This is a genomic window from Bacillus sp. DJP31 (assembly GCF_049310945.1).
In the GTDB taxonomy this organism is placed as follows: Bacteria; Bacillota; Bacilli; order Bacillales; family SA4; genus Bacillus_BS.
In genome coordinates, this window is record NZ_JBMERO010000011.1 from 42,126 (window position 1) to 66,524 (window position 24,399).

General features: G+C 36.5%; 19 protein-coding genes and 3 pseudogenes. 8 read left to right on the forward strand and 14 right to left on the reverse strand.

Annotated features, from left to right (window positions below; all coding sequences use genetic code 11):
* Positions 1 to 33: 33 nt before the first annotated feature.
* The 5 genes from ACOI1C_RS11855 to ACOI1C_RS11875 form a co-directional block, all read right to left on the reverse strand.
* Positions 34 to 1,209: a sugar ABC transporter permease gene (locus ACOI1C_RS11855; RefSeq protein WP_422510739.1), complete on the reverse strand. Its 1,176-nt coding sequence runs from the start codon at positions 1,207 to 1,209 to the stop codon at positions 34 to 36.
* Between the two features lie 12 nt (positions 1,210 to 1,221).
* Positions 1,222 to 2,742, reverse strand: coding sequence for an ATP-binding cassette domain-containing protein (locus tag ACOI1C_RS11860; protein WP_422510740.1), 1,521 nt, complete (start codon positions 2,740 to 2,742; stop codon positions 1,222 to 1,224).
* A 90-nt stretch (positions 2,743 to 2,832) separates the two neighbouring features.
* On the reverse strand, positions 2,833 to 3,885 hold the full coding sequence (locus ACOI1C_RS11865) for a sugar ABC transporter substrate-binding protein (protein ID WP_422510833.1): 1,053 nt from the start codon (positions 3,883 to 3,885) through the stop codon (positions 2,833 to 2,835).
* Between the two features lie 880 nt (positions 3,886 to 4,765).
* Positions 4,766 to 5,026 carry a hypothetical protein gene (locus tag ACOI1C_RS11870; RefSeq protein WP_422510741.1) on the reverse strand — a complete coding sequence of 87 codons (261 nt, stop codon included), beginning with the start codon at positions 5,024 to 5,026 and terminating at the stop codon, positions 4,766 to 4,768.
* Positions 5,027 to 5,323: 297 nt separating this feature from the next.
* Positions 5,324 to 5,803: a hypothetical protein gene (locus ACOI1C_RS11875; RefSeq protein ID WP_422510742.1), complete on the reverse strand. Its 480-nt coding sequence runs from the start codon at positions 5,801 to 5,803 to the stop codon at positions 5,324 to 5,326.
* Positions 5,804 to 5,966: 163 nt separating this feature from the next.
* On the opposite strand from ACOI1C_RS11875, the gene ACOI1C_RS11880 reads away from it, so the two are divergent.
* The 3 genes from ACOI1C_RS11880 (at position 5,967) to ACOI1C_RS11890 (ending at position 8,780) form a co-directional block, all read left to right on the forward strand.
* Positions 5,967 to 6,815, forward strand: a complete 849-nt coding sequence (locus ACOI1C_RS11880) for an SDR family oxidoreductase (RefSeq protein WP_422510743.1) — start codon at positions 5,967 to 5,969, stop codon at positions 6,813 to 6,815.
* Between the two features lie 26 nt (positions 6,816 to 6,841).
* Positions 6,842 to 7,267: a hypothetical protein gene (locus ACOI1C_RS11885; RefSeq protein WP_422510744.1), complete on the forward strand. Its 426-nt coding sequence runs from the start codon at positions 6,842 to 6,844 to the stop codon at positions 7,265 to 7,267.
* Positions 7,268 to 7,520: 253 nt separating this feature from the next.
* On the forward strand, positions 7,521 to 8,780 hold the full coding sequence (locus ACOI1C_RS11890) for an ATP-binding protein (protein WP_422510745.1): 1,260 nt from the start codon (positions 7,521 to 7,523) through the stop codon (positions 8,778 to 8,780).
* Between the two features lie 571 nt (positions 8,781 to 9,351).
* Here ACOI1C_RS11890 and ACOI1C_RS11895 read toward each other — a convergent pair.
* Complete coding sequence (locus tag ACOI1C_RS11895; RefSeq protein ID WP_422510746.1) at positions 9,352 to 9,675, reverse strand: hypothetical protein; 324 nt, start codon at positions 9,673 to 9,675, stop codon at positions 9,352 to 9,354.
* Positions 9,676 to 9,739: 64 nt separating this feature from the next.
* Here ACOI1C_RS11895 and ACOI1C_RS11900 point away from each other — a divergent pair.
* A pseudogene (locus tag ACOI1C_RS11900) lies at positions 9,740 to 9,997 on the forward strand (Tn3 family transposase); the annotation flags it as partial.
* A gap of 140 nt (positions 9,998 to 10,137) precedes the next feature.
* On the opposite strand, the gene ACOI1C_RS11905 reads toward ACOI1C_RS11900, so the two are convergent.
* Entirely contained in the window at positions 10,138 to 10,812 is a 675-nt protein-coding gene (locus ACOI1C_RS11905) for a helicase C-terminal domain-containing protein (RefSeq protein ID WP_422510747.1), read from the reverse strand.
* A 59-nt stretch (positions 10,813 to 10,871) separates the two neighbouring features.
* Positions 10,872 to 11,447: pseudogene (locus tag ACOI1C_RS11910) on the reverse strand (GNAT family N-acetyltransferase).
* Between the two features lie 235 nt (positions 11,448 to 11,682).
* On the opposite strand from ACOI1C_RS11910, the gene ACOI1C_RS11915 reads away from it, so the two are divergent.
* On the forward strand, positions 11,683 to 12,699 hold the full coding sequence (locus ACOI1C_RS11915) for a diguanylate cyclase (protein ID WP_422510834.1): 1,017 nt from the start codon (positions 11,683 to 11,685) through the stop codon (positions 12,697 to 12,699).
* Positions 12,700 to 12,753: 54 nt separating this feature from the next.
* On the opposite strand, the gene ACOI1C_RS11920 is transcribed toward ACOI1C_RS11915, so the two are convergent.
* The 4 genes from ACOI1C_RS11920 to ACOI1C_RS11935 all read right to left on the reverse strand — a co-directional run bounded on the left by ACOI1C_RS11920 (position 12,754) and on the right by ACOI1C_RS11935 (position 18,675).
* Complete coding sequence (locus ACOI1C_RS11920) at positions 12,754 to 13,161, reverse strand: GNAT family N-acetyltransferase (RefSeq protein WP_422510835.1); 408 nt, start codon at positions 13,159 to 13,161, stop codon at positions 12,754 to 12,756.
* Positions 13,162 to 13,183: 22 nt separating this feature from the next.
* Positions 13,184 to 13,816 (reverse strand): LysE family transporter, encoded by a 633-nt coding sequence (locus ACOI1C_RS11925; RefSeq protein ID WP_422510748.1) that lies wholly within the window; start codon positions 13,814 to 13,816, stop codon positions 13,184 to 13,186.
* A 290-nt stretch (positions 13,817 to 14,106) separates the two neighbouring features.
* Positions 14,107 to 16,287, reverse strand: coding sequence for a DNA topoisomerase III (gene topB, locus ACOI1C_RS11930; RefSeq protein ID WP_422510749.1), 2,181 nt, complete (start codon positions 16,285 to 16,287; stop codon positions 14,107 to 14,109).
* A 144-nt stretch (positions 16,288 to 16,431) separates the two neighbouring features.
* Positions 16,432 to 18,675, reverse strand: a complete 2,244-nt coding sequence (locus tag ACOI1C_RS11935; protein WP_422510750.1) for a UvrD-helicase domain-containing protein — start codon at positions 18,673 to 18,675, stop codon at positions 16,432 to 16,434.
* Between the two features lie 340 nt (positions 18,676 to 19,015).
* Here ACOI1C_RS11935 and ACOI1C_RS11940 point away from each other — a divergent pair, with 340 nt between their 5' ends.
* Positions 19,016 to 19,210: a small, acid-soluble spore protein, alpha/beta type gene (locus tag ACOI1C_RS11940; protein ID WP_422510751.1), complete on the forward strand. Its 195-nt coding sequence runs from the start codon at positions 19,016 to 19,018 to the stop codon at positions 19,208 to 19,210.
* 188 nt (positions 19,211 to 19,398) lie between these two features.
* Positions 19,399 to 20,694 (forward strand): MDR family MFS transporter, encoded by a 1,296-nt coding sequence (locus ACOI1C_RS11945; protein ID WP_422510752.1) that lies wholly within the window; start codon positions 19,399 to 19,401, stop codon positions 20,692 to 20,694.
* A gap of 51 nt (positions 20,695 to 20,745) precedes the next feature.
* Here the strand turns inward: ACOI1C_RS11945 and ACOI1C_RS11950 are convergent, their stop codons facing one another.
* The gene (locus tag ACOI1C_RS11950) at positions 20,746 to 21,300 is read right to left on the reverse strand and encodes a GNAT family N-acetyltransferase (RefSeq protein WP_422510753.1); all 555 of its coding nucleotides are present in this window, start codon (positions 21,298 to 21,300) and stop codon (positions 20,746 to 20,748) included.
* Between the two features lie 284 nt (positions 21,301 to 21,584).
* Entirely contained in the window at positions 21,585 to 23,471 is a 1,887-nt protein-coding gene (locus tag ACOI1C_RS11955; protein ID WP_422510754.1) for a sensor domain-containing diguanylate cyclase, read from the reverse strand.
* 696 nt (positions 23,472 to 24,167) lie between these two features.
* On the opposite strand from ACOI1C_RS11955, the pseudogene ACOI1C_RS11960 reads away from it, so the two are divergent.
* Positions 24,168 to 24,361, forward strand: a pseudogene (locus ACOI1C_RS11960) (MFS transporter); the annotation flags it as partial.
* Positions 24,362 to 24,399: the final 38 nt, after the last annotated feature.

The following is a 24,399-nucleotide window of genomic DNA, read 5'->3' on the forward strand; positions in this document are numbered from 1 at the left end:
GCTTGCTTCTCTACTTAAGGATATAAGAGATAGTTAAATTCCTTTTCTTCTTGTCATAACGTCGAAGATTACGGCTAAGGCTAGTACGCCACCTTTAATCATATATTGATAGGAAATTCCTACACCTAGTAAGTTCATCCCGCTCGTTAAGGATGCCATTACGATGGCTCCGATGATGGCTCCTGTTACTTTACCTACCCCACCTGCTGCAGATACACCGCCAACGTACGCAGCTGCGATTGCATCAAGCTCGAATAGTGTACCAGCAGTTGTCGTTGCTGCTTGAAGGCGAGAGGTAAATAGAATACCTGATAAAGCAGATAGTAGTCCCATAGAACCGAAAACAATATACGTAATTTTCTTAACGTTAATCCCACTTAAATGTGCAGCTTCTGGATTACTACCGACTGCATAAATGTGTCTTCCAAGTACTGTCTTTGTTGTAAAGAAATGATAGACAAGCACAACTAATAGTATAATAATAACTGTCCAAGAGAAACCGTTATAACCAGCTAAAATCCATGTAATTGCGGCCATGATAGCCGAAACGAATACAAGTTGTAAAATAAAAACCTGCTTTGAAACTACTTCAAAATTATACTTCTTTTTGTTCCAACGATTAGATATTGCGCTATAATTGTAAAGGATTATTCCAAGTAGACCAATTAATAAAGATAGTAAATGCAATCCATTTATTTGCATGATGGAGGGAATGAATCCATTTCCAATTGCATTAAAAGCATCATTTTGAACGACGATTGTACCAGACTTTTCAGTTACTTGTAAAATCGCACCACGATAAATTAACCAACCAGCTAGTGTTGCTACAAAGGAAGGAATTCCTACTTTTGCAACAAGAATGCCTGTAAACAAACCAGCAATCATTCCAAGTAGTAAAATTATAGGTATAACGATATAGACAGGGAAACCATACTGCATTAAAAGAATAGCGGCAATCGCCCCAAGGAATCCTGCTAAAAACCCGATGGATAAGTCAATATGTCGAATGACAATGACCAGCATAACACCGACAGCAAGAACCGCAATATAACCTGCAGAATCTAGTAAGTTACTTATATTACGAGAAGAAATAAATAAGCCATCTGTTAAAATAGTAAAAATCAGAAAGATGACAAATAAGGCAATGTACATTCCGTAATCACGTATATTTTTACTAATTAACGTTAGCACGTCATTTATTAAAGTCATTGGTTTAGCCTCCTATTGTGTTGCAAGTTGCATTATTTTTTCTTGGTCGGCTTTTTCTATTGGTAATTCGCCTTTAATTTCTCCTTCGGCCATGACATATACTCTGTCACTCATTCCCAATATTTCACCAAGCTCAGAAGAAATCATAATAATACTCAATCCCTCTTCAATCAGCTTGTTCATCACCGTATAAATTTCAAATTTTGCACCCACGTCAATTCCACGAGTAGGTTCATCTAATATTAGGAGTTTAGGGCCAACAAACAGCCACTTACCTAACGAAACTTTTTGCTGGTTACCACCGCTTAATTTTCCAACAAGCTGTTCTAAAGATGCAGCTTTGATGTGTAATGAAGTTTTATATCCATCTGCTACTTTAATCTCTTCGTTGTCGTTGATTACTCCATTGGTAGCAATTCCATGTAAATTAGCGGCAGAAATATTGCTTTTAATATCTTGCAATAAAAACAATCCATCCCCCTTACGATCTTCAGTAACGTACGCAATACCAGCTTTAATTGCATCACTTGTATGTTTCAATACTTTTGGAATTCCATCCAACAGTAAGTCACCTTGCAATTTATAAGATTTCGCATTACCAAAGATACTAAGAGCAAGTTCCGTTCGGCCAGAGCCCATTAAGCCTGCCAAACCAATAATTTCACCTTTTTTAACGTTCAGATTTGCATTTTTCACAACATGTCTACCAAGTTTTTGATCGTATGCAGACCAATTCTTTAACTCTAGCACCTTTTCTTCGGATGATTTCTTAGCACGTTTCGGATAAATATCTTGAATTTCGCGTCCTACCATATTTTTTATAATAGTATTTTCTGTTATTTCGCCTTTGGAGGCATCTAGTGTTCCGATTGTTTGCCCATCACGAATAACGGTTGCACTATCAGATATCTTAATAACTTCCTTCAATTTATGAGAAATCATAATACAGGTAATCCCTTGTTTTCTGAGACCATCAAGTAAGTTTAATAAATTTTCACTGTCGTCCTCATTTAAAGCTGCAGTCGGTTCATCAAGAATGAGAAGCTTTACGTCTTTACTTAACGCTTTGGCAATTTCAATTAACTGACGTTTCCCTACTCCTAAGTCTTTAACTAGTGTCTCCGGGTTAACATCGAGGTTTACTTTTTTTAGTAGTTTTTTTGCTTCAATAATCGTTTCGTTCCAGTCAATTAAAGCTCCTTGCTTAATTTCATTGCCAGCAAATATATTTTCATAGACTGTGAGATCAGGAAACAAAGCTAACTCCTGGTAAATGATAACGATACCCGCATTCACACTATCGTTAATTTTATTAAATTGTTCTACCTTCCCTTCGTAAACAATATCCCCTTCATAAGTTCCATAAGGATAAACACCGCTAAGTACTTTCATTAGAGTCGATTTTCCAGCCCCGTTCTCTCCAACTAAGCAGTGAACTTCACCCTTCTTCACCCTGAAATTGACATTGTCGAGCGCCTTAACTCCTGTAAAGTCCTTTGAAATCTGATTCATCTCTAGAATATATTCGCTCATCCTAAATTCCCTCCAAACAAAACAGCTATAATAATTACGTGATAGTAATCCTAGATTGATTACTATCACGTAAGCATTTATTTGTTAATTTTATAGTCCAGTAAACTCGCTAGCTTCGTAGTATCCTGAATCAATTAGTTCTTTCTTCACGTTCTCTTGATCTACGACAATTACGTCTGTTTGTTTTGCTTTTACATCAACTTCTCCATTGTTGTAAGAACCCGTTGTAGAAGGTGTTTTACCATCTAAAACGTCGATTGCCAAACCAATTGCGTCTGCAACTAGAGTTCGAACATCTTTAAATACTGTCATAGCTTGCTTGCCATCAATGATGTATTGAATAGAAGCTTTCTCTGCATCTTGACCTGATACAACGAAACTAGAAATGTCAGAGTCTGTACCAAAAACATCTGCAATAGAACGAGCGGTTCCATCGTTTGGAGCTAAAATCGCTATATCACCTTTTAGGTTAGCACCTGCTGCTGTTAAGTGTGTTTGCGCTTTGTTTTTCGCTTCGTTTGGATCCCAGTTTGTTGTAACCTGACCTAGAATTTTTCCTAATTCATCACGAGTAAGTTCTTGCTTGTCTTTTAATGCCTCTGCTTCACTAGAGTTAGCAATTACGAAAGTGCCGTCTGCAATTTTTGGTTGAAGAACTTTCCAAGCACCTTCAAAGAATAAAAATGCGTTGTTATCAGAAGAAGCACCTGCATATAGGTATAGTGGTACGTTTGTACCTTCAGCATTATCAATTAAATATTGAGCTTGAGCAGCACCTACTGCCACGCTATCAAACGTTACATAATAATCAACTGCATCTGTTTCAGTAATTAAACGGTCATAAGAAATAACCGTTACTCCTTCTTTTTTCGCTGCTTCTACTGCAGAACCAGCTGCTGCACCATCGTGAGGAGCAATAATTAATACTTTAATCCCTTTGTTAAGTAAAGTTTCTACGTTTTCTTTTTCCTTCGCAGAAGAGCCTTGGCTGAATAAAATTTCAGTCGTGTAATCAGAATTACCTATTGCATCTTTAAAGCGTTTCTCATCTTGTACCCATCTTGGCTCATCTTTTGTTGGGAGAACAATACCTACACTCACTTTACTACTTCCACCAGTTGTACTACTACATGCTGCTAACATACCAGTTAACAGTGCAGCTACGATTAAAACGGAAAATAATCTCCATACCTTCTTCACTAAAAATTCCCCCTTCGAATGTAAAACTAATTTGCTACATTTCCATCATAAAACACTTTATTTACTTTGAAAGCGTTAACATATAGTAATAATTTAGTATCTTCTATACTTTTTTTGCTTTTCTGGTAAAAAAGGGCACATTCGCCTTTTAAAAACTATTTACTAAGATTGAAATTTTCATTTGAATCTTGACCGTTCCTGTTCTAAAAGAACAAAATTGGCATGTGGACTCCTGGGACGATTCTTGCTACCCCCGGTAAGTTAACGCTTTAGATCTGTGGGGGACAGGCCCACTAGCCAAGTAATTTTTTCATCCAGCTACTTAAAAACCGACTTTTCCGTGATACTCACCTATCCTCACCAGCTGTAGTATCCAATTTAAATTCATTTGGCCTAGCCACTGTACCCACCTGTTCTGTTTTAACAGTTTTCCTGTCCTCTGTACTCCACTTCTTATTCTCGTTATATCGATTCATTTCTTCTAGAGACAAGGGGGCAGGTCCGGTGTCACATCATTTTGCCACAAGGTACCCGTCCCCTTGTTCTTGCTTCTTTCAATATATTTAAATATATACAGCAATTCAATAAACCCAACAAAACCCACAAAAAAACAAATGGTCTATTCCTGATGATATAATTGGATAAAACACCCCAATAAATTACCATAAAAGTAGAATCCCCACTAATAATTATGTATAATTACCATATATTAAAAAAGGATCAGATGAAATTATCATGTGATCCGTTGTAACAACATGCCGCAAAGTGAGCGGCTAACCGAGTAATAAAAGGTAACACTGAAAGGAATTGAAAGGTCATCTTCTCAAATTGTTCCTGGTAAAAGTAATGGTTCAATTGCTTCTCTATCCCCTAGTGACATTGCAAGTAAAAATTTTCGAGCAATTTCTTCAGTAATTCTCCTTACTTCTTCTCTCTCTTCAATTGATGATAATTGGTTTTGTAACTTTTCATTTTCTACGACGATACTACTATCTTCCCCAGAGTTATCATTTGTTGGGGTTGTAGGCTCATTATTATTTACAATTGAAAAAAAAGAAAAGTGTAGCAATAGAAATAAATACAATCGACACAGCTATGTTAGATAAGGGGACAGGTCCCTAGTCGCATTATTTTGGAACAAGGTACCCGTCCCCTCGTTCCTCTCAAAAAACAAATTGTATAAACTTAAAGATAAATACCTTTTATATCAATAAAAACAAAGTTTTGCTTTGTACAAATGATATTCGCTTTTGGTGTCGTTTTGGTCTTAATTCACTATAAAACGATAGATTAGAAAAGCAGGACCCTCCTCGGTTCCTGCTGTTTTTAATTATGTTCCTCAAAGTTTATTAACTTATAAGGATTGATAATATGTCCAAACTCATTTCTTATCTGTTGTTGAAGGATTAATAATAATGTTATTAATCTCACCTCTTAATACGTCCCTAAATACTTCGGCTGCAACAGCATTAAAGTGTCTAAAAAGGTCAGATAAATCATCGTTGAAAAATTGGATAACACTTTTTTTAAATACTGGAAACACTGACACATCTCCCAAAAAAACTTCTTGTGCTACCACAGATTTAAAAAATCGATTTGTTTCGAATGCAGTTGTATACAATTTCACGATGTCTTCAGGTGTTAGATTACTCCCAATTGGACTGACCAATTGTCCTTGGGAGAGGACGGCTACAAATATAGTAAGATTACCTAAATCTTTTTGAAGAGTTAGAATCGTCGCTAAAGCTTCAGCTATTTCCTGATCTTCAACTAAAATAGGGATTAAATATCCTGCCTCTTTAGGTAGTTCAATAAGATTTAATACAGTAACACAAGGATCGGCTCCTATTGAATTTTTCAATTCATTCCAATACGTAAATTCTGGGGGGCTTAGCCCTTACTCGAAGAAATTAGCCACTTAACTGTCAAAAAAGCCTTAACTGGTTTTAGTCAAAGTGAGATTGGTACCCTTATAGAGACGCTAATACGAATGAATGCAAACTTGAAGGAAGGAGAGGAAAAACATGAGTAAAATCCTTGTTACCGGCTCAACTGGAAATATTGGACGATATGTCGTCGATGAATTAGTGAAACGAGGTCAGCAAGTAAAAGGAGCTACCTACTCAATTAATCAACACAATAATTCTAATGTTGAAGTGGTTCCATTTGATTTCTTAAATCCCGCTACCTTTGATCATGCTCTAAAGGATGTTGACAAAGTATTTTTAGTTCGTCCTCCAAAACTTGCTAAGCCTAAAAAGGATATGAAGCCGTTTTTAGATGCTTTATTAAAGAAGAAAATAAAACAAGTCGTTTTCATTTCACTAATGGGTGTGGAAAAAAATCCGATTGCTCCTCACAAAAAAATCGAAGATATGATGATTTCTTCCGGATTACCTTACACCTTCTTAAGACCAAGCTTTTTTATGCAAAATCTAAACACTACACATCAGGATGATATTCGGTTAAGAGATGAGCTCTATCTTCCAGTAGGCAACGCCAAAACAAGCTTTATTGATACTCGTGACATCGCAGAAGTTGCTGCCGTTTGTTTAACGGAACAAGGGCATATTGGGAAAGCATACACATTAACAGGTGCTAAAGCCCTTGATTATCATCAAGTTGCTACAATACTTTCAAAGGTTCTAGGTAGGGAAATCGTCTATAAGAATCCAGGTATTATAAAGTTTCGAAATACCTCCATTAAAAGGGGGATTAAGAAAGAGTATGCAAATGTAATGACTATGCTCTATTTCTTAACTAAAATGGGTGCTGCTACTACTATAACTTCCAATCTAAAAGTGTTATTAAATAAAATGCCAATCTCTTTCGAGCAGTATGCTGAAGATCATAAAGCTTTTTGGTTGGAATAAGATATATAAAAAGGGAGGAAAAAAATATGTATAAAACATCTTTTTCATCTTATATTCTTTCAGGTTTACTTTCAGGTGCTGTCATTGCCCTTGTATCAGTCCTAATATTTTTCTCATTAAGTCTACTCTTTAACTTTGAAGTACAAGTGATTGGAGAAAATAGAAATCAGCTTTATGTTGCTTTTGTCGGATTTGCAAGCTTTTTCTCACCTTTACTAGGCGCAATTCTATTCTACTTCTTAAAAACTACTAGCCGCCCAGTGCTTTTCTTTTCTATTTTTACTGCACTTGTTTTTATTGGTAATACAGTTATGGCAGAAACACAGCTTCAGAGTCAATATGTAGGACCTGCTCATATCTTGCATGTAATAGTCGCTATTTTGGCAATCTATCTAATTCCACACTTAGTCAAACGGAAGAACGCTACACTGAGCAACACTAAATCGGTATAGATCGCACTGGAATCTCATATAGGTTCAAGGGGACAGGGACTTTGTTTAATATTAAATTGGACAGCGTCTTGTCTCACTTTTTTTCTACAATGCTTAATTCCAGTACTCTACACATGCTTAAATAATTTGCTAGTAAAATCAGCTAAAGCTATAAAACACTCTTTCATTTTTTGGTAATTTTGGTATGATAAAAGGTAGATTCCATATCTTTGTTTAGGAGAGTATTCAAACACGAAAGGAGAGTGTTACGTGCTTGGGGAGGGAACAAATACTGAACATAACTAAAAGGAAAACGTTTATTCTATCTTGTATTATAATTGTCACAGCATTTATCACCCTACTATTTTTTCTTCTTGTATTAGATATATTGATTACGAATCAAATTCTTTATTTAGTTATCATTCCTTACTTTTTTATCTCGTCTATTTTTAGTTACATCCTACACATGATTTTGGAAAACAAAAGCATTCAAAAGCAGCAGGAAAGCGATGAAAGATACAAGACATTAGTAGAAAATCATCCTGATGGTATTATTATCCATGATCAAGGTACGATATTGTACGCAAACCCAGCTATTTATCAATTACTAGGGTATGAACTTGGATCTGCAATTGGACTATCAATCTTGGACTTCACCAACCCTACTAAACATGAAATGATTCGGAGCCGGCAAAAAGAGGCTTATGCCCAAAAATCAGACATCTTATTTGAAATGATCGAAATTGAACTCATACACAAAGATGGAACGCCTATTTTTGTAGAATCAAAAGCCATTATTTGTCAGTACAACCACAGGCGATGTGTCCAATTGGTTATTAGAGATATTTCAGAAAGAAAGAATTCAGAGGAGTTATTAAGAGTTTCCGATAAGCTAGCAGTTGTTGGTCAGCTTGCAGCAGGAATTGCTCACGAAATCCGAAATCCGTTAACTAGTATTAAAGGTTTTGTTCAGGTAATGCGAGAATCAAAATCCAGCTCAACTCAATATTATGATGTCATTCTTACTGAAATAGACCGAATCAACCAAGTGACGAGCGATTTTTTAATCTTAGCCAAGCCACAAGCAAAGAATCTTAAACAATCAAATCTACTCAATATCCTAACAGATATTACGAATTTGCTTCATCCTGAAGCTCTTTTACATAATGTTCAGCTTCAATTACATGATGAAAACAGAGAAATTCTTCTTTTATGTGATACGAATGAATTAAAACAAGCTTTTATTAATATAATAAAAAATTCAATGGAAGCCATGCCATTGGGTGGAAAAGTTGACATCAGTACATTTAAAACCGATTCAGAAATTAGATTAACCATTCAAGACACCGGTTCTGGTATTCCGAAAGAACTGTTACCTAACATTGGTCAACCCTTTTATACTCTAAAGGAAAGAGGAACTGGCCTAGGGTTAGTAACCACAATAAGAATTATTGAGAGTCATGGTGGTACTTTAAACATACATAGTGAGGAAGGAATTGGTACTACCGTTACTATCCTATTTCCTCAGCGATAAGAAAAAGGAATCACCTGATTTTTTTAAAAGGTGGTTCCCTTTTTTGTTTTGGTTGTTTTCGTAAACTTCATTGCTATTTACCCGAATGGATGTGTGGTTGGTTCTAATGAGAGGAGGCTCCCTTTCCACGAGTCGGGAGGTAAGCCTGTGTGTGAGGGCTCACCTGTTCCGCTGCTCTAAGTAGGAGTCTCGCATATCCGTTCCAATCAACATCTTGGGATATGACCGAGATACATGTAAAAAAGGGTCATAGAGTGGAAAAAGACACCATTACATGACTCTTTTTACTCCGTTCTATTTTAAAAGCTTACTAGAATAAGGATGCTAAAGGAAACCCGGTTACAACGACAATTATATTTGAACAATCTTATATACAATATCACCTGATTCCTGATCAGTATTTTTTGTGACTGTTATAGTATATTCTTAAGGGTGTACCACCGACATTTGTATGTTGGTAGTACACCTTAAGGTAAAAACATATCTCCTATATTCATCATTTATAAAAAGAACCTTGAGTTAATGAAACTCAAAGTTCTTTAGATTACAAACAAAAATCTTTTAATTTAGCTTAGAAATCATATCGGTCAGACCATTCAAAATTATCCTCGGTTAATTCTTCTCTCTCGTTTATCATTTCTAAAAAACATTTAAGGGTATCTTCCAAAGCCTCGTCAATAGTTTGTCCCATTCCTGAAACCCATTCAGGTGAACCATCTTCTTTATTTTTTAATTCTATATTTGGGTAACCAGTAAACGTTCCCTGAAGATTTTCAATAATTTTTACTTTAAATTTACCATAAGGGGTTTTATCTAACTCCCACACAATGAATTCTCCAACAACTTTTTCTATTCTTGCAATTCCTTGAATATTAATATCTTTCCAATTGCCCATTTTCCATCTCCTCTATCTATTGTTTTCCAAAAGAGACAATTGTACCATTTGGTGCTATATCAACATATTTACCATTCTTGATCCAGAAGAACAAGAAAAGCGAATTAAATATAATGATTTAGTTGCCAACGCAGTAATATTCCAAAATGTATGTGACCTAACACTTATTTTGTGGGAACTTTCTAAAGAAGGCTATGTATTTTCAAAAGAAGATATTGTCATGCTTAGCCCATATTTGACTAGGCATATAAAACGTTTCGGAGACTATATGATCGATTTAGAAAATGTCCCACAACCAATCGAGGGCGATATTCCTGTATAGTATTAAACGAAAAAAAGCTAAAAGGGTTATAGATGGAAATTTACCCCACGCTATGACCCCTTTTTACACGTATCTCGGTCGTACCCCATCTTGATCAACGGTCGCTTAAAGCAACAATCTATTAGAAAAGAGCCATTGCTTTAGAGTACATTGTAATTCATCCATTGTATTGGAAGCATTGATTGATAATCAGGTGTTAAGTAACGATCATCAATTAAGGTGATTTTGCCCTTGTCGTATTCGGATCGAATTAACATCCCACCTGCTTGCAATACCTTGTTCATTCCTGGATACATATAGGCATAGTTGTAACCATTCTTACCGATTGAATGAAAATAATCTTTCATGATGCTTCTTTCAAGGCATAGTTGCGGAAGACCTACCCCAATAACAATCACACTATTTAGTCGATCTCCTTTTAAATCTATACCTTCTGAAAAGCTTCCCCCTAGTACGGCAAATCCAACTAATGTTTGGGGAGGATTCGGTTGGAATTCCGATAAGAATCCCTCTCTCATTTTCTCAGACATTTCAGAATCCTGAAATATCATCTTTGCCTTCATATCAAGTTGCTCTAATTCATCTACTAGTAACTGCATATAGTGATAGGAAGGAAAGAAGACTAGATGGTTACCTGGTGTTCTCTCTACTACCTCAACTATACATTTTGCTATTTCATGCTTCGTTTCTTCTCGATGTTGAAATTTTGTAGAGAGTGACTTTATGAATATCTCAGCCTGTTTAGGTGAGAATGGTGAAGGGATTGACACGGAATAAATCATAGCTTGCTTTATTGTTAGTTTTAAAAAATTCATACTAGAAAACACCCTTCTCTTGATTTCTCTTTTGACATAGGGTTCTACTCTCTTTTTCGCTAAATAGTATGATTCACGCTGTTTTTGAAGGAATCCCACTCTTCTCTAAGAATTCCCATCCTAATCGAGTCATAATAAGTACCCTCGTAATACCTGCATTTCCGCATCCTACCTTCAAGACGCATTCCGACTTTTTCAGCACAACGGATCATTCTTGGATTACCCGACCATGTTGTAAGTCCAACTCTTTCAATTTCTAAATTTTCAAACAGAAAATCAATCCACAAGGCTAGGGCTTCTTGCCCAAAACCACCACTCCAGTGATTTGGGGAGTAAATAGATATGCCAACCTCAAGCCACCTAGTCCGCTCATATTCCCAATAATAATTAAGTCTTCCAATTATATGTCCATCATACTCAATGACCATTTCAGTGACCATCTCATGTGAGCTTGATCTCTGTTCATGGTTGTTCAAAAATTCCTCAAATGATAGATGTTTTAGAGTAAAGTAAGGTGCATCAAATTTTTTTCATGCGGGTTCTTTTTCGCCATATATTAGTTCATAAAGAAAGGGAAGATCTGATGATTCTATCGTTCTAAGTGTTACTTTTTTTCCATAAAGAATTTTTTTCAATGAAATCGCACATCCTTGGGTATTGTTATGTAAATAATAATATTTCCACACAAGATGAGAAAATCCTTCAAAACTTCCTGAAAAAGTAAATTAAATTATTAACTGAATGAATAATCAATTGTTTTTCTAGTACTTTTAGCTTATTATATATATTGTTGGAAGAAAATAGGTGATTAAAATGCTACGAGATATGTTCATAAATTTTACAATTTTAATTTCATTTCTTTTTATATACATGCATCTTTTTAGAAATTTCCCCCTCACCATAGATTCCAAACTCCCTTTGAAGGCTTTTACTGGATTAAGTAGCGGTTTATTAAGTGTTGTTTTAATGTTTTTTGCGATTCATATAGATACGACACTTATCGACTTGCGACATATTCCTCTTATGATTGTGACTCTATTTGGGGGTTTTGTTCCAGCTCTTATTGGTACAGTAGTCATAATAATAGGAAGGTTTATCCTCGGGGGTTATAATGTATCCTCCATTAGCGCTTTATTTCTAATGCTTCTTTTGTTTATAGGGTTTATAGCGATCGGAAGATTAAAAGTAAATCTATGGATAAAAGCATCGTTACAAATGACTTACACGAATATCGTTTTTAGTATTTTTTTATTTTTTCTTGTGAACGATAAATCAATATTAACAACATTGTACCCGATTTATTGGACACTTACCTATGCTAGTGGGTTTCTTAGCATATACCTAGTTACATTTCAGAGAAGTATGTTTACTTCTTATAAGATCTACCAAGAACAATCCTCAGTTGACTATTTAACTGGGTTGAATAACTATCGTAAGTTTGATGAAATCTACAACCATTCATTAGAAAACTACCATACTCGAAGTGAAGAACTTACGTTGTTTTACTTAGATATTGATCATTTCAAAAAAGTTAATGACACGTTCGGTCACCAAAATGGGGATTTAGTTTTAAAGCAGTTAGGAGAAATACTTCAGCAGAATGTGCGATCATTTGATACTGTTTCAAGAAATGGTGGAGAAGAGTTTTCGATTATCCTACCAGACTGTTCCCTATCAAAAGGTGTGAGCATAGCTGAAAAAATCAGAATACAAATAGAAAATCATCCATTTGTTTTAGCAAGCTTTGAAGAAATTTCTATTACCGTTTCAATCGGTGTAGCAAATATTCCAAGTACTAGCCTACCGGAGAACCTATTAGAGGATGCAGATCATGCACTTTATGAAGCTAAAAATAGTGGCCGAAACAAGGTAATGTCAGCAAACTAAGACACGCAAAAACGCAGCACTTGGAAGAAATCCAATTGTTGCGTTTTTTGTTGATTAAATGGCTTTCATACCTGACGCAAACACCTCAAAGCCAAGCTTTTCATAATAAGGAATCATTTCATCGGTGCAAGATAACTGTAAATGAAGATTACACTCTCTTTTTTTACTCTTTAGTTGCTTCATGATTTCAATCCCTATACCTTGACCTTGATAAATCGGATCCATCACTACACCGCAAATATAAGCATTTGTCACTCCGTCTGAAATGGCACGTCCAGTTCCTATCAATTTCTCCCCATCATATGCATTGATCACATACCAGCTTTGAACGATCGCTTGATGTAACTGTTCTTCCGAAAGCTTTAAGAAATCATTCCAATTAAGAGAATTACAATTAAGAGAATCGTATAGTTCGTAAAGAGATTCAGCACTTGGAATTTCGTTTGTATAAATGACCTTTATTTTATTTCTACTTCTATCCTATTTAACTTAATAGAGCCTTAATTCCTTCAAATCCAAAATAAACACCAAAACCAATGAGTGACAAGCCTGAAAATATTGAAATGAAGATAATCGTTTTTAAGTTTAAATATCTGCGGAAACCACTGGTTAGGCTTGCCACAAAGAGATCCCAGACTGCAAGTCCAACAAATATCATTGAACTATAGAGTAATAGCTCAGCAGTACCATATGTAGCTGCTGTTTTAGCTAACACGGATCCATATATACCTAGCCAAAATAAGATAGATAATGGACTTGAAATCGACATAATAAAACCGGTTAAAAAACACTTTACTAACGAATCCTTACTCCGTATCTGATGAAGGTTAATTTTATTCGCATTGAGTATACTCTCTACTCCGGAATATATTAATACAAATCCTCCAAAAAGCCAAAGGAAAATTTGAATGGGCGGTGAGTCTAAGAAATGAACAATCCCAAAATATACAAGGGCCATGAATATGGCATCCGCTAGCATCGAACCAACTCCCACAACCCATGCATGCCAAAAACCATTTTTAAGTCCTTTATCTAAACGGACTGAATTCACTGGACCAATTGGTGCCGCTAATGTAATTCCTAAGAAAATGTAGCTGAGTACTATGCTAAAACTCAAACGAATCCCTCCGAATCCTTTTTGACTAACTTGTACATTTTATGTCCAAGCTTCTTAAAAAAGGACTAGAAAAGGAGGATCATTGAAAGAAAGCGCAAGAACTGCATCTAGCCATAGGCTTAGCAAATACCTGAAAAAAATATATGGCTGGTCTCCCCTTTTAACCCGCCTCGCGGAAAGCTAGAATCCGGTAGAGGAAATCATCCACCTCTTTTGGTTAAATAGCAACAAAGTATACGAAAATAGCCAAAAAATAGACTACCTTAAAATAAGATAGTCTATCACTTCTATTATTTTTTTAGTTTTAGCTTAGCCAATGCATCGGCTAATGCTGTATTGATTGGTTCGTCATCTTGCTTCTTCATATATTTGTTGACTTCTTGCTTTGAGACTTTACTGTTTTGGTTTTGCTTTCTCCGCTCTTGGAAGGTTGACATTTTTTCGCGATGTCCACATTTACAGGTGAACATTTGTCCTTCGCCTTGCCCACGGAGCTCAAGTTTTTTATGACAATTTGGACAACGGGCGTTTGTCACCATCATAATATTCTTACGATGTCCACAATCACGGTCCTGACAAACAAGCATTTTACCCTTCTTTCCATTCACCTCAAGCATAAGCTTTCCACAATCTGGACATTTCGTACCCGTCATATTATCATGTTTAAACCTTGTCGTACTATTCTTAATTTCATTCACTGCTGTTTTTGTGTACTCTCTTATTTCGTGAATAAACGTTTCCTTTTTGAGGGCTCCTTTTGAAATGAGCTCAAGCTTCTGTTCCCATTCTGCTGTTAAAGCAGGAGTTCTCAAATCCTCGGGTACTAATTCTAACAACTGTTTCCCTTTATTCGTTATAAAAATCTCTTTTCCCTTTTGCTCGAGAAGAAAGCTATTGAAAAGTTTTTCGATAATGTCCGCTCTAGTGGCTACGGTTCCAAGGCCACCTGTTTTCCCAATTGTTTGTATGAGTTCTTTGCTTTCTCCTGCCATAAATTTTGATGGATTCTCCATCGCAGTAAGAAGAGTTCCTTCATTAAATCGACTTGGTGGCTTTGTTTCACCTGTTGTTTGAGAGATGCTTACCACCTTCAGTCTTTCCCCTTTTTGAACAGATGGAAGGAGTTGCTCAGTCGTATCATCCTTTTCCTCATCATCTATATAGGTTCCATACACTTCTTTCCAACCAGCAGATATAACTACTTTTCCCTTTGCGATAAACGTTTCTGTTCCAATTTTAGCAGTAACAGTTGTTTGCTCATACTCAAATGGTGGAAACAGCATAGCCAAGAATCTCTTTACAATTAGATCGTATATCTTTCGTTCTTTTTCACTTAGGGAACGAATATCTGGACTCTTTTCAGTTGGAATGATTGCATGATGATCTGTTACTTTACTATCATCAATAAAAGATTTGCTAGGTTTCATTGTCCTCAATGCTTTTTTGGCAAGAGGTGCATAGCCAGGAACCATCACTGCCTCTATACGATCCTTCAATGTATCCACCATATCAGAAGAAAGGAACCTGGAATCCGTTCTTGGATAGGTCACAATTTTATGCTGTTCATACAGCTTTTGCATGATGGATAGTGTTTCTTTGGCTGAAAATCCAAAAAGCTTATGACCATCTCTTTGTAGCTCGGTCAAATCATAAAGCTGTGGAGAAAAGGTCTTTTTGGCTTGCTTTGTAACATCCACTAACCCAGCATCTTTTTGTTGTAAGGACTTGAACATTTCTTCCACTCGATCTTTGCCAAAGGTTTTAAAGTCCTTTGATTTTTGATCCTGCCAGATTAATGTTAGCTTGTCTGTTTGAACTTTTAAACCATAAAAAGGCTTTGGTTTAAAGAATTTGATTTCTTCCTCCCTCTTGGCAATCATGGCAAGAGTAGGTGTTTGAACACGACCACACGAAAGCTGCGCATTATGCTTTGTTGTTAAGGCTCTTGTTGCATTGATCCCAACAAACCAATCAGCCTCTGACCTAGCAACAGCAGAAGCGTATAGGTTCTCATACTCTTTCCCACTTCGAAGCTTAGAAAAGCCTTCTTTTATGGCACGATCTGTGACAGATGAAATCCAAAGTCTTTTAATTGGCTTTTGAACGCGTGCTTTTTCTAGGATCCACCTTGCTACAAGCTCCCCTTCACGCCCAGCATCCGTTGCGATAATCACCTCTGACACATCACTTCGACCGAGTTGTGCTTTCACGGTTTGAAACTGTTTGCCTGTTTGTTTGATTACCGTTAACTTTAAGGAGGATGGAAGCATGGGTAAGTCTTCTAGCTTCCACGCTTTATATTTTTCATCATACGTTTCAGGATCTGCTAAAGTTACAAGATGCCCTAAGGCCCAAGTGACAATATATTGACTTCCTTCAAAGAAGCCATTTCCTTTTTGATGGCAGCCTAATACCTTTGCAATGTCACGGCCAACAGAAGGTTTTTCGGCTAAAACTAATCGTTTACTCATAAGAAGCATTCCTTTCATTTCTAAGCTATCATTAAGCATAGCCTAGTGCTTACTTGTCTACAACTACTAAGAGGTATGTAATTTTTCATAATGTATTGAACTAAAGAAGTAACCTTAACAAATGACGGTTACTTCTGCTTTTAATTAAATCTCTTTCGAACCCATTTTCATGTTTGATTTACAAATCGGGCATTCCTTAGTGTTTAGCTGTGATTCTTCATAACTTGTTACCCGTTGCCAAGCGATACAATCATCACTGCTACATACCCATGCAAGAATGGTTTCACCTTTTAGTGCCTTTGCAATCCTCTTTTGTTTCGTTTCAGGACCTTTTTTACTTGGAAAAGCTTGAAGTAAAAATCTCGAAACCTCCACTTTCTTGCCACGGTAATAGGCAGGAGAAGTAATATACAACTCTTCTTTTGCTCTCGTAATACCAACGTACGCTAAACGTCTTTCCTCTTCAATGGCTCGTTCTATTTTTAACCTAGCTGTTTCCTTTGTCCCGAATTCTTCCATGTTTCCTGCCTCGAGTGCCGTCACATGTGGCAAAATTCCTTCAGAAGCACCGATTAAATAGACCGTACGAAATTCTAACCCTTTTGCCTTATGAATGGTCATTAAAGAAATGGCCTTTTGTTCTTGTACCTTTCCTTTTTTCAACTGCGTGTGCTGTTCAATCACTTCTGCAATAAAGTGCAAGAAGTCTTGGATGTTAGAAAACCTTCTAGCAGAGGCTTCTAATTCATCTAGCATTTCTTTGATATCTTCCTTTTGAATGGTTGCCTGTTGCTTACCTTCTGCTTCTAAGAATTTATCATAAAAGTCTGATCGCAGCTTCCTAATGGCACTAGCTGGCTCCATTTCTTTTATACTCTTTAAAAGTTGTACACGCTCTTTCACTTTTTCTATTTGAAAGCTTCTATAACCTGGGAAGGCTACAAGATGGATAAGGGGATATTTCTTAGAGCCGGCTTGCTCCTGATGCCAAATAAAATCCATTCCCTTTTCCCGTTGGATATAAAGAGTCGTAATCATACCGTCCATTGCATCGAAATCTCTTGGTTCGATAGCTAGCTTTAAATGATCGACAAGTGGTTTTACCGTCCAATGCTCATAAAAGAGCTTGTGGTTTCCAGAATACAAAATAAAGGGTAATTTCTCCAGCATAAGTGTTTCAAAAATGGCCCTACTGTTGCTTGAAGTTCGATGTAAAATCGCAAAATCGTCATAGCTATGAGTTCCTTTTACGACTTTTTCTTTTATATCTTCTATAATCCATTTCGCTTCATCGTCAGTCGTTGCTGGCCGGCTGAACTTCGGTTGAACCGTATTCTCTTTTATTGCTTGAAGTGTTTTTACCTTCCGATATTGATTGTGTTTAATCACTTCATTTCCAAGTCCGACAATATATTGGGAAGACCGATAATTTATATCCAACGTTATCGTTTTAGCTGTTGGATATTCTCGGTCAAACTGGAGGATAAACTCATTCCTAGCCCCATTAAACGAATAGATGGTTTGGTCATCATCCCCCACGACAAATAAATTGTAAGGAGATCTTGTCATCATTTTCACCAACTCGTACTGTAACAAGTTCGTGTCTTGAAATTCATCCACCATGATATAGTGAAATCGGTCTTGAAGTGCATTGACAAGTCCTGGCGTCTCTTGTAACAAATGATAGGCTTTGACAAGAATATCATCAAAATCAAACTTATGGTTCCGATTCTTCCACTCCTCGTATTTTTGGTGCAACTTTTTAACTTCCTTCTCACTTTCCGTTTTTGCTGGAAAGTCTTCATCAGGCACCATATTCACTTTATATGATGAAAAAAGGGACAATAGAGTTTCTGGTTGAAACGTATCACTCATCTTTAGTTCTCTCATTAATTGCTTCATTACAATTTGACGATGTCGATCACTACTTAGTATTTCTTCTGAAAACCCACGACTTCTTAGAATCGTTAAAAAGAAGGAATGAAAGGTGCTTGCCTGAACAACACTTGCCGTTGCTCTATTTAGGCCAGGTAGTAAGCCAATTCTTTCTTTCATTTCATCGGCTGCTTTTTTTGAAAATGTCATTAACAATACATGTCTAGGGTTAATTCCATGGACATTGAGCAAGTAGCCTGTCCGAGAAACAAGAACGGATGTTTTACCGGAACCAGCACCAGCTAGTGTTAATAGTGGACCTTCATTATGTCGAACAGCTTCAATTTGAGCCGGATTTAAAAAGATGCCTTTTTGTTCTAAGGATCTGAAATATAAAGAATCCTCCTCGTGATTCAATACGATATTCTTACTGTTTCCTGTTTCTGCTAAACTTGCAACAGGAATTTTATCATGTGGAGAACCGAGTGGACTGTTATAAAATCGTTGCTGCATTGTGATCACCTTGTGTTGTCATTTTTAGTATCTTTAAATTATATCAGACAATGTTGATTGATTGGGGTAATTCACTAAATGGAAAAATCAAACAGATAATATGCTAAAGCCAAAATGAGTGTCGTGGGCTAACCCATTTAGCAACAAAACAACCGTTTTTCTACAATAAATGACTTTCTATGCCTTTGCAAACGAAGTTTATTTAAAAATATTGTTATTTCCTGCGGTTTCCCAAGAAATATAAATACAATCATAGTGCAAGAAATTCATATCAGATGGTTAAGTTATTATTGAACCTTCTTTACGTTGGTTCAAATTCTTCGTCCGGGAGTGTTGTAACATGGCAAGAAACAAACTATTAGTCCCTGGTGCTGCTAATGTAATGGATCAAATGAAACAAGAAATCGCCAGTGAGTTTGGAGTTCAGCTAGGTGCCGATACGACCGCACGAGCAAACGGCTCTGTTGGTGGAGAAATGACGAAACGTCTGATCGCCATGGCAGAGCAACACCTACGAGATCAGCAAGGGCTGTAGTGTTGATCATCTAAAAAAGAGACCCTTTTGGGGTCTCTTTTCGATTTGATAGAAAATCAATATTTTAGTTTACATAATTATATTACAGTATACAAACCAGTTGTAAATAAATTAAAAATTTAAAAAAGGGAGAATTCCCTATATATTAGGTTAAAATGAAACAATCTAATCGGACTGAAGGTGAGAAAATGAATTCATTTAGGCAGCTTAAGGGAATGGATCGCAATGTTTGGATTCGATTTGTAGGTGAGGCAATAAATGGTACTGCGTTTATGATGCTTATGCCGTTCTTTGCTCTCTACCTAAAAGATAAGGTTGACTCCTTGTGGCTGGTCGGAGTCGTTATGTCTGTTGCTCCTATTGCTTCCGTATTTGGGACGATGCTTGGCGGAAAAATGGCAGATCTTTATGGGCGAAAACCAGTAATGGTCTGGTCCATGTTCGGAAATGGACTTGTGATGATTGGATTTATCTTCTTTGATACTTTTATTGCTTTTGTCATCTTGTCGGCTTTTATGGGCTTTTTCAATTCTCTCTTTCACCCAGCAGCGTCTGCCATGGTAGCCGACGTTACTAAGCCAGAAAATCGAACGGAAGCTTTCGGACTTTTACGAATGGGTCATAATATTGGAGCAGCTATCGGTCCACTATTAGGAGTATCCATTATCCTATTTTCTAAATCAGTCATATTTATGATCGCCGCCTCATCGGTCATCATTTATGCGATTGTCGTTGCACTATTTATTCGCGAAAGCTTACCAAAGAAAGATAAAAACCATTCATTGCAAACCAGTTACCAAGAAAATGAAAAGCTACCTTCTCCATTAAAGGTACTCCTCCAGGATAAAATCTTGCTAAGCTTTGTCTTAACTGGAGTTGTAATCTCGATGTCATTTTCACAAACAGAAGGGATGCTACCCCTTCATTTTGATAGCGAGTTAAAACACTTATCACCTGAGATGAATCCATTTCCCTACTTAATGGCATTTAATGGACTACTCGTTGTCTTATTTCAATTTCCTATTGCGAGCTGGGCTGGTAAAAAAAGAATAGGGTCTGTTATGATTCTTGGAACTTTACTATTTGGGCTAGGTCAGATGGCAATTGGATGGTTACCTTATTACTTTTACGATGAAAGAACAGGCTATACAGTTATTATGATTGTTTTACTGCTAGTTTATGGCATCTATACTTTAGGTGAAATGTTGATTAGTCCTGTTCAAATGACGTTCATATCCAACCTAGCACCCGAACATTTACGTGGCACCTATATGGGGGCTTCAGGTCTTCAATGGATTCTTGGTGGAGCGATTGGTCCCCTCCTATCTGGCTATCTATTAGACCGATCATTGGGAAATGTTATGTTTATCTCATTAGGCATTGGTTGCATGATTGCTGGAGTACTATATGTATTGATTGATAAAATGGTTGCTTCAAAGCAACTTGCATTGTCACTTGTTCAACAGGAAAGCCAATCTATTTAAAAAGAATGCCTGACTACCATTGATTTGGTGACAGGCATTCTTTTATTTGATTTAATGTAAATTCAAAGCTTCCCATTCCGAACGTAAAATACTCATAATGATCCTGTCGTAGCTATTACCGTCGCGGAAAACAGCCTCTCTCATCCTACCTTCTTTCTGAAATCCAATCTTTTCGTAGGCATGAATTGCCTTTTGATTGTATTCAATGACATCCAAACCAACTCTGTTTAAATTCAATTCGTGAAAGGCATAGCGAAGAATAAGCTGCAAGGCATCCTGTCCGTAACCTAGATTACGAAACTTTGATTCTCCTATTCCAATGGCCAGTAATCCTACACGATTGTTCCATTCAATGTTATGAATCACCACAAATCCGATTAATTCATCGTCTTTCAAGGTACGAATACGAAAGTATGCACTGTTGGGACCTGATTTTTCCTCTGATTCAAGCTCAGTTACCATTCTTGGCCTAGCAATATCCGTATCTACATTACGAAGATATTCTGCATCTTCAAACCACTTTACCATGATCTCTGCGTCTTCATGTCTTGAAGCAGTCAGTCGAACCTTATTTCCTTTAAAAAAATTTGAATAATTAATTGTCATCTTAATCTCCTTAATTAGTGGTATTAGTCACCTCATCATATATAGAAACCCAATTTAGTATACGCAATATTCTATCCCCTTTAATTCATAATAGATTAATATTATAGGTAATGATCGCAATTAGCAATATCATCTTGTTTGATCAATGCATGTTCAACCACATGTATATAACTGCTATCAATATGCTAGCTATGTGATACTTTTAAGGTATGCAACTACAACAAAATAATAAGACTCCTGTTATAAACCAAGAGTCTTGTTAGTCCGAGACAAATCTATTCATTTTATAAAAATTCCAAACTATCTAAATCTTTATAGTAACTCACAGTATTACGCCCTGCTTCCTTAGATCCATACAAGGCTTTATCTGCTCTTTTAAGTAGTTCTTCAGGATTAATTTCTTCTGAAACCATTAATTGGGCTATTCCTATACTTATCGTCACCCTGTCAGAAACAGTTGAGGTTGCATGTTTAATATTTAAATCAAAGATGAATAGGTTAAGTGATTTTGCAATCTTTACACCTTCATCATAGGACTTTCCTTCAAACAAAACGAAAAATTCTTCTCCTCCATACCTTGCAAGGAAACCATCGCTTTTCTCAGTTTCACTTTGCAATGCCCCAGCCACAGCTTTGAGCGCATTATCCCCCAATTGATGCCCATACGTATCATTAAAGAGCTTAAAGCAATCGATATCAATCATGAAAACAGTTAAAAGATGATCTGTTTGTTTGGCAGAGCCCCAAACAGTTTCAAACTTACGATTGAGCGACCTCCTATTCGGTACATTGGTTAAGGAATCAATATTGGAGAGCTTCTCTAGCATTTGATTTGCTTTTTCCAATTCCATTTGGGAGTGCTCTAATTCATAGGTTCTCACTTTTACCTTTTCTTCCAAGGTGTTATTTAATTCTATCAACTTTGTGGAGGTACTTTCTAACTTGTGATAGGTAGCTGCATAATTGATAGCTAATGTAATGGACTGTGCAACGATGAAAATAAATAATCCTAAACCTGTGTAATCACCTTTGTCTATCCACTCATTATAATAGAGAATGTCGTTAATCACCGTAATTGTAAAGATGATGGTTGAGCCAAACAGAATTTTTACACCCGGTTCATTTTTCCTTAAAGCTTTAATAAATACGGCTAAAACATAAAACATGGTTAATAGTATAATAATTTGATAGAAATTAATCGTTTGTGTAAATAAACGAGCTGGTGTACATAGAACAAAAAGGGAATACAAAATGCTTATGGTTAAAAGACTATTAAGAGCCTTTTTATGAATATATTTCGGAAAAATGAAGTGTAAAAACATGACGAAAATAGGAATACCAAGACTTATCGTCCAATATTCAATTTTCTTCAACAACTCCCAAGAGATTGCGGGTAAAAACTCAGTAAGCAATACCTCCCCCACAACCATCGTCCGAACGGAGATGAGTAAGCAAAGGAGTCCAAAAGCAAGGGCTGATTTTTCAGTTCTTCGTAATAAATACATAATGATATGATAGACTCCGAAAATACTTAAGGCACCAATAAGAAACATTTCTTGAATGTATCGCTGCTCGATTTGACTAGCAAGGTCCTCAGCATTTCCAAAAAGGAGATCATTCCAAATACCACCTTTTCGTTCTGAAAAATTAGATACTTGGAGAACCAGGTTTATTTCTGTTTGATTCGCATCAATATAAATGACTTCAGGATCATAGGCGGGATATTCGGTATCTAAGGATGTTCCAATGGTACCGATTTCTTTGACGAGTAGACCATTCACCCAAAGCTTTGAAGCACCCGATATTAGTGGTAGATGAATTGCTTTTGGAGTGCCTAAGGTGTCCTCGCTTAATTGGATTTTTAGTGAATACGTACCTAAACCATGTCCTGATAATAGTTCACCGTTAACCCTGGAGCCCAACCACATATGAGGGAAATCTACAAATGTAGTAGGTTCGCCTGTTGGTATAAGTGACTCATTCCAATAGATTCCCCACTCCCCACGTAGCTTGACAGCACCGTTCTGTTCAAAGTTCCAATTTTGAAGATCTAGTATACCAACATTTGCTTTTACATCAACAGCAGCAGAAGTTATGCTAATCGGAAACATGGAGAAACTAGTTATCAATAGTAGGATGGTAATCAAACACTGCTGCACATTTCTTCTCAATTGAAATCTCTCCGCCCATAGCTTATGTACCCCTATTATACTTCTAAACTAGTCACTCCTGCACTATGTTTGTATTGCTTTCAGAACAAAAAGGTAAGAGAGCTACTAACCCGAAGTTAATAACTCTCTTACCTTTTATTTAATAGATTTTAATTGAAAAGATGGATTAACAATCCACTTCTAAGCTTAGGCTCAAACCAGGTGGACTTCGGTGGCATTAATTCACCTGCATCCGCAATATCCATCAATTCTCCTATTGAGGTTGGACAGAGAAGTATCATAGAGTAAAAGCTTATCAGCTTAGCTTCTCTTTTTATCTAAAAACCAATAGGCCTTTTTATGCATACTTTAAATAAAGAAAAAGTTTAGATCAACTTAAATCCATTTCTCTTTTTACAATGAATGATGTGTTGAGTTAGTATAATTGGCAAACAATTGGTCATCAACATCTTACAGTAGAAAGCTATATTCCTCCTGACTACAGAGTTTTAGGAGGACACAATAAAAGTCCGTAACTCGGTAATGTGGACTTATAGAGGGTGTTCAAAAAGTCCGGCAAAAATAGCTTCAAATTTCTTCGTCAGCTCGTCTCTCCGCTCCTCACGTATACAAAACATACGCTCCGGTGCTCAAGACTTCGCTTCCTCGAACTTCTTTGCTCTTTTTGTCCTCCTTTTTGAACAGACTCTTATAAGGATTTCATATAAAAATAAAGAAGTTGATTCTACTAATTTAGAAAGTCAACCTGCTCAGTTGCGACGTTACATTTATTCTCCTAAAAGGCGAAGACAGTTATATCGAAGGACATTGATCATCGTTGCCATTTCACAAATTTTCGGAGGTGTCTAGGACTTGCAGCAGGTATTACAGTGGGAGTGCTTCTTGCACAGGATAGGCATAACAAAATCTAATGCTTAAATTTGAAGAG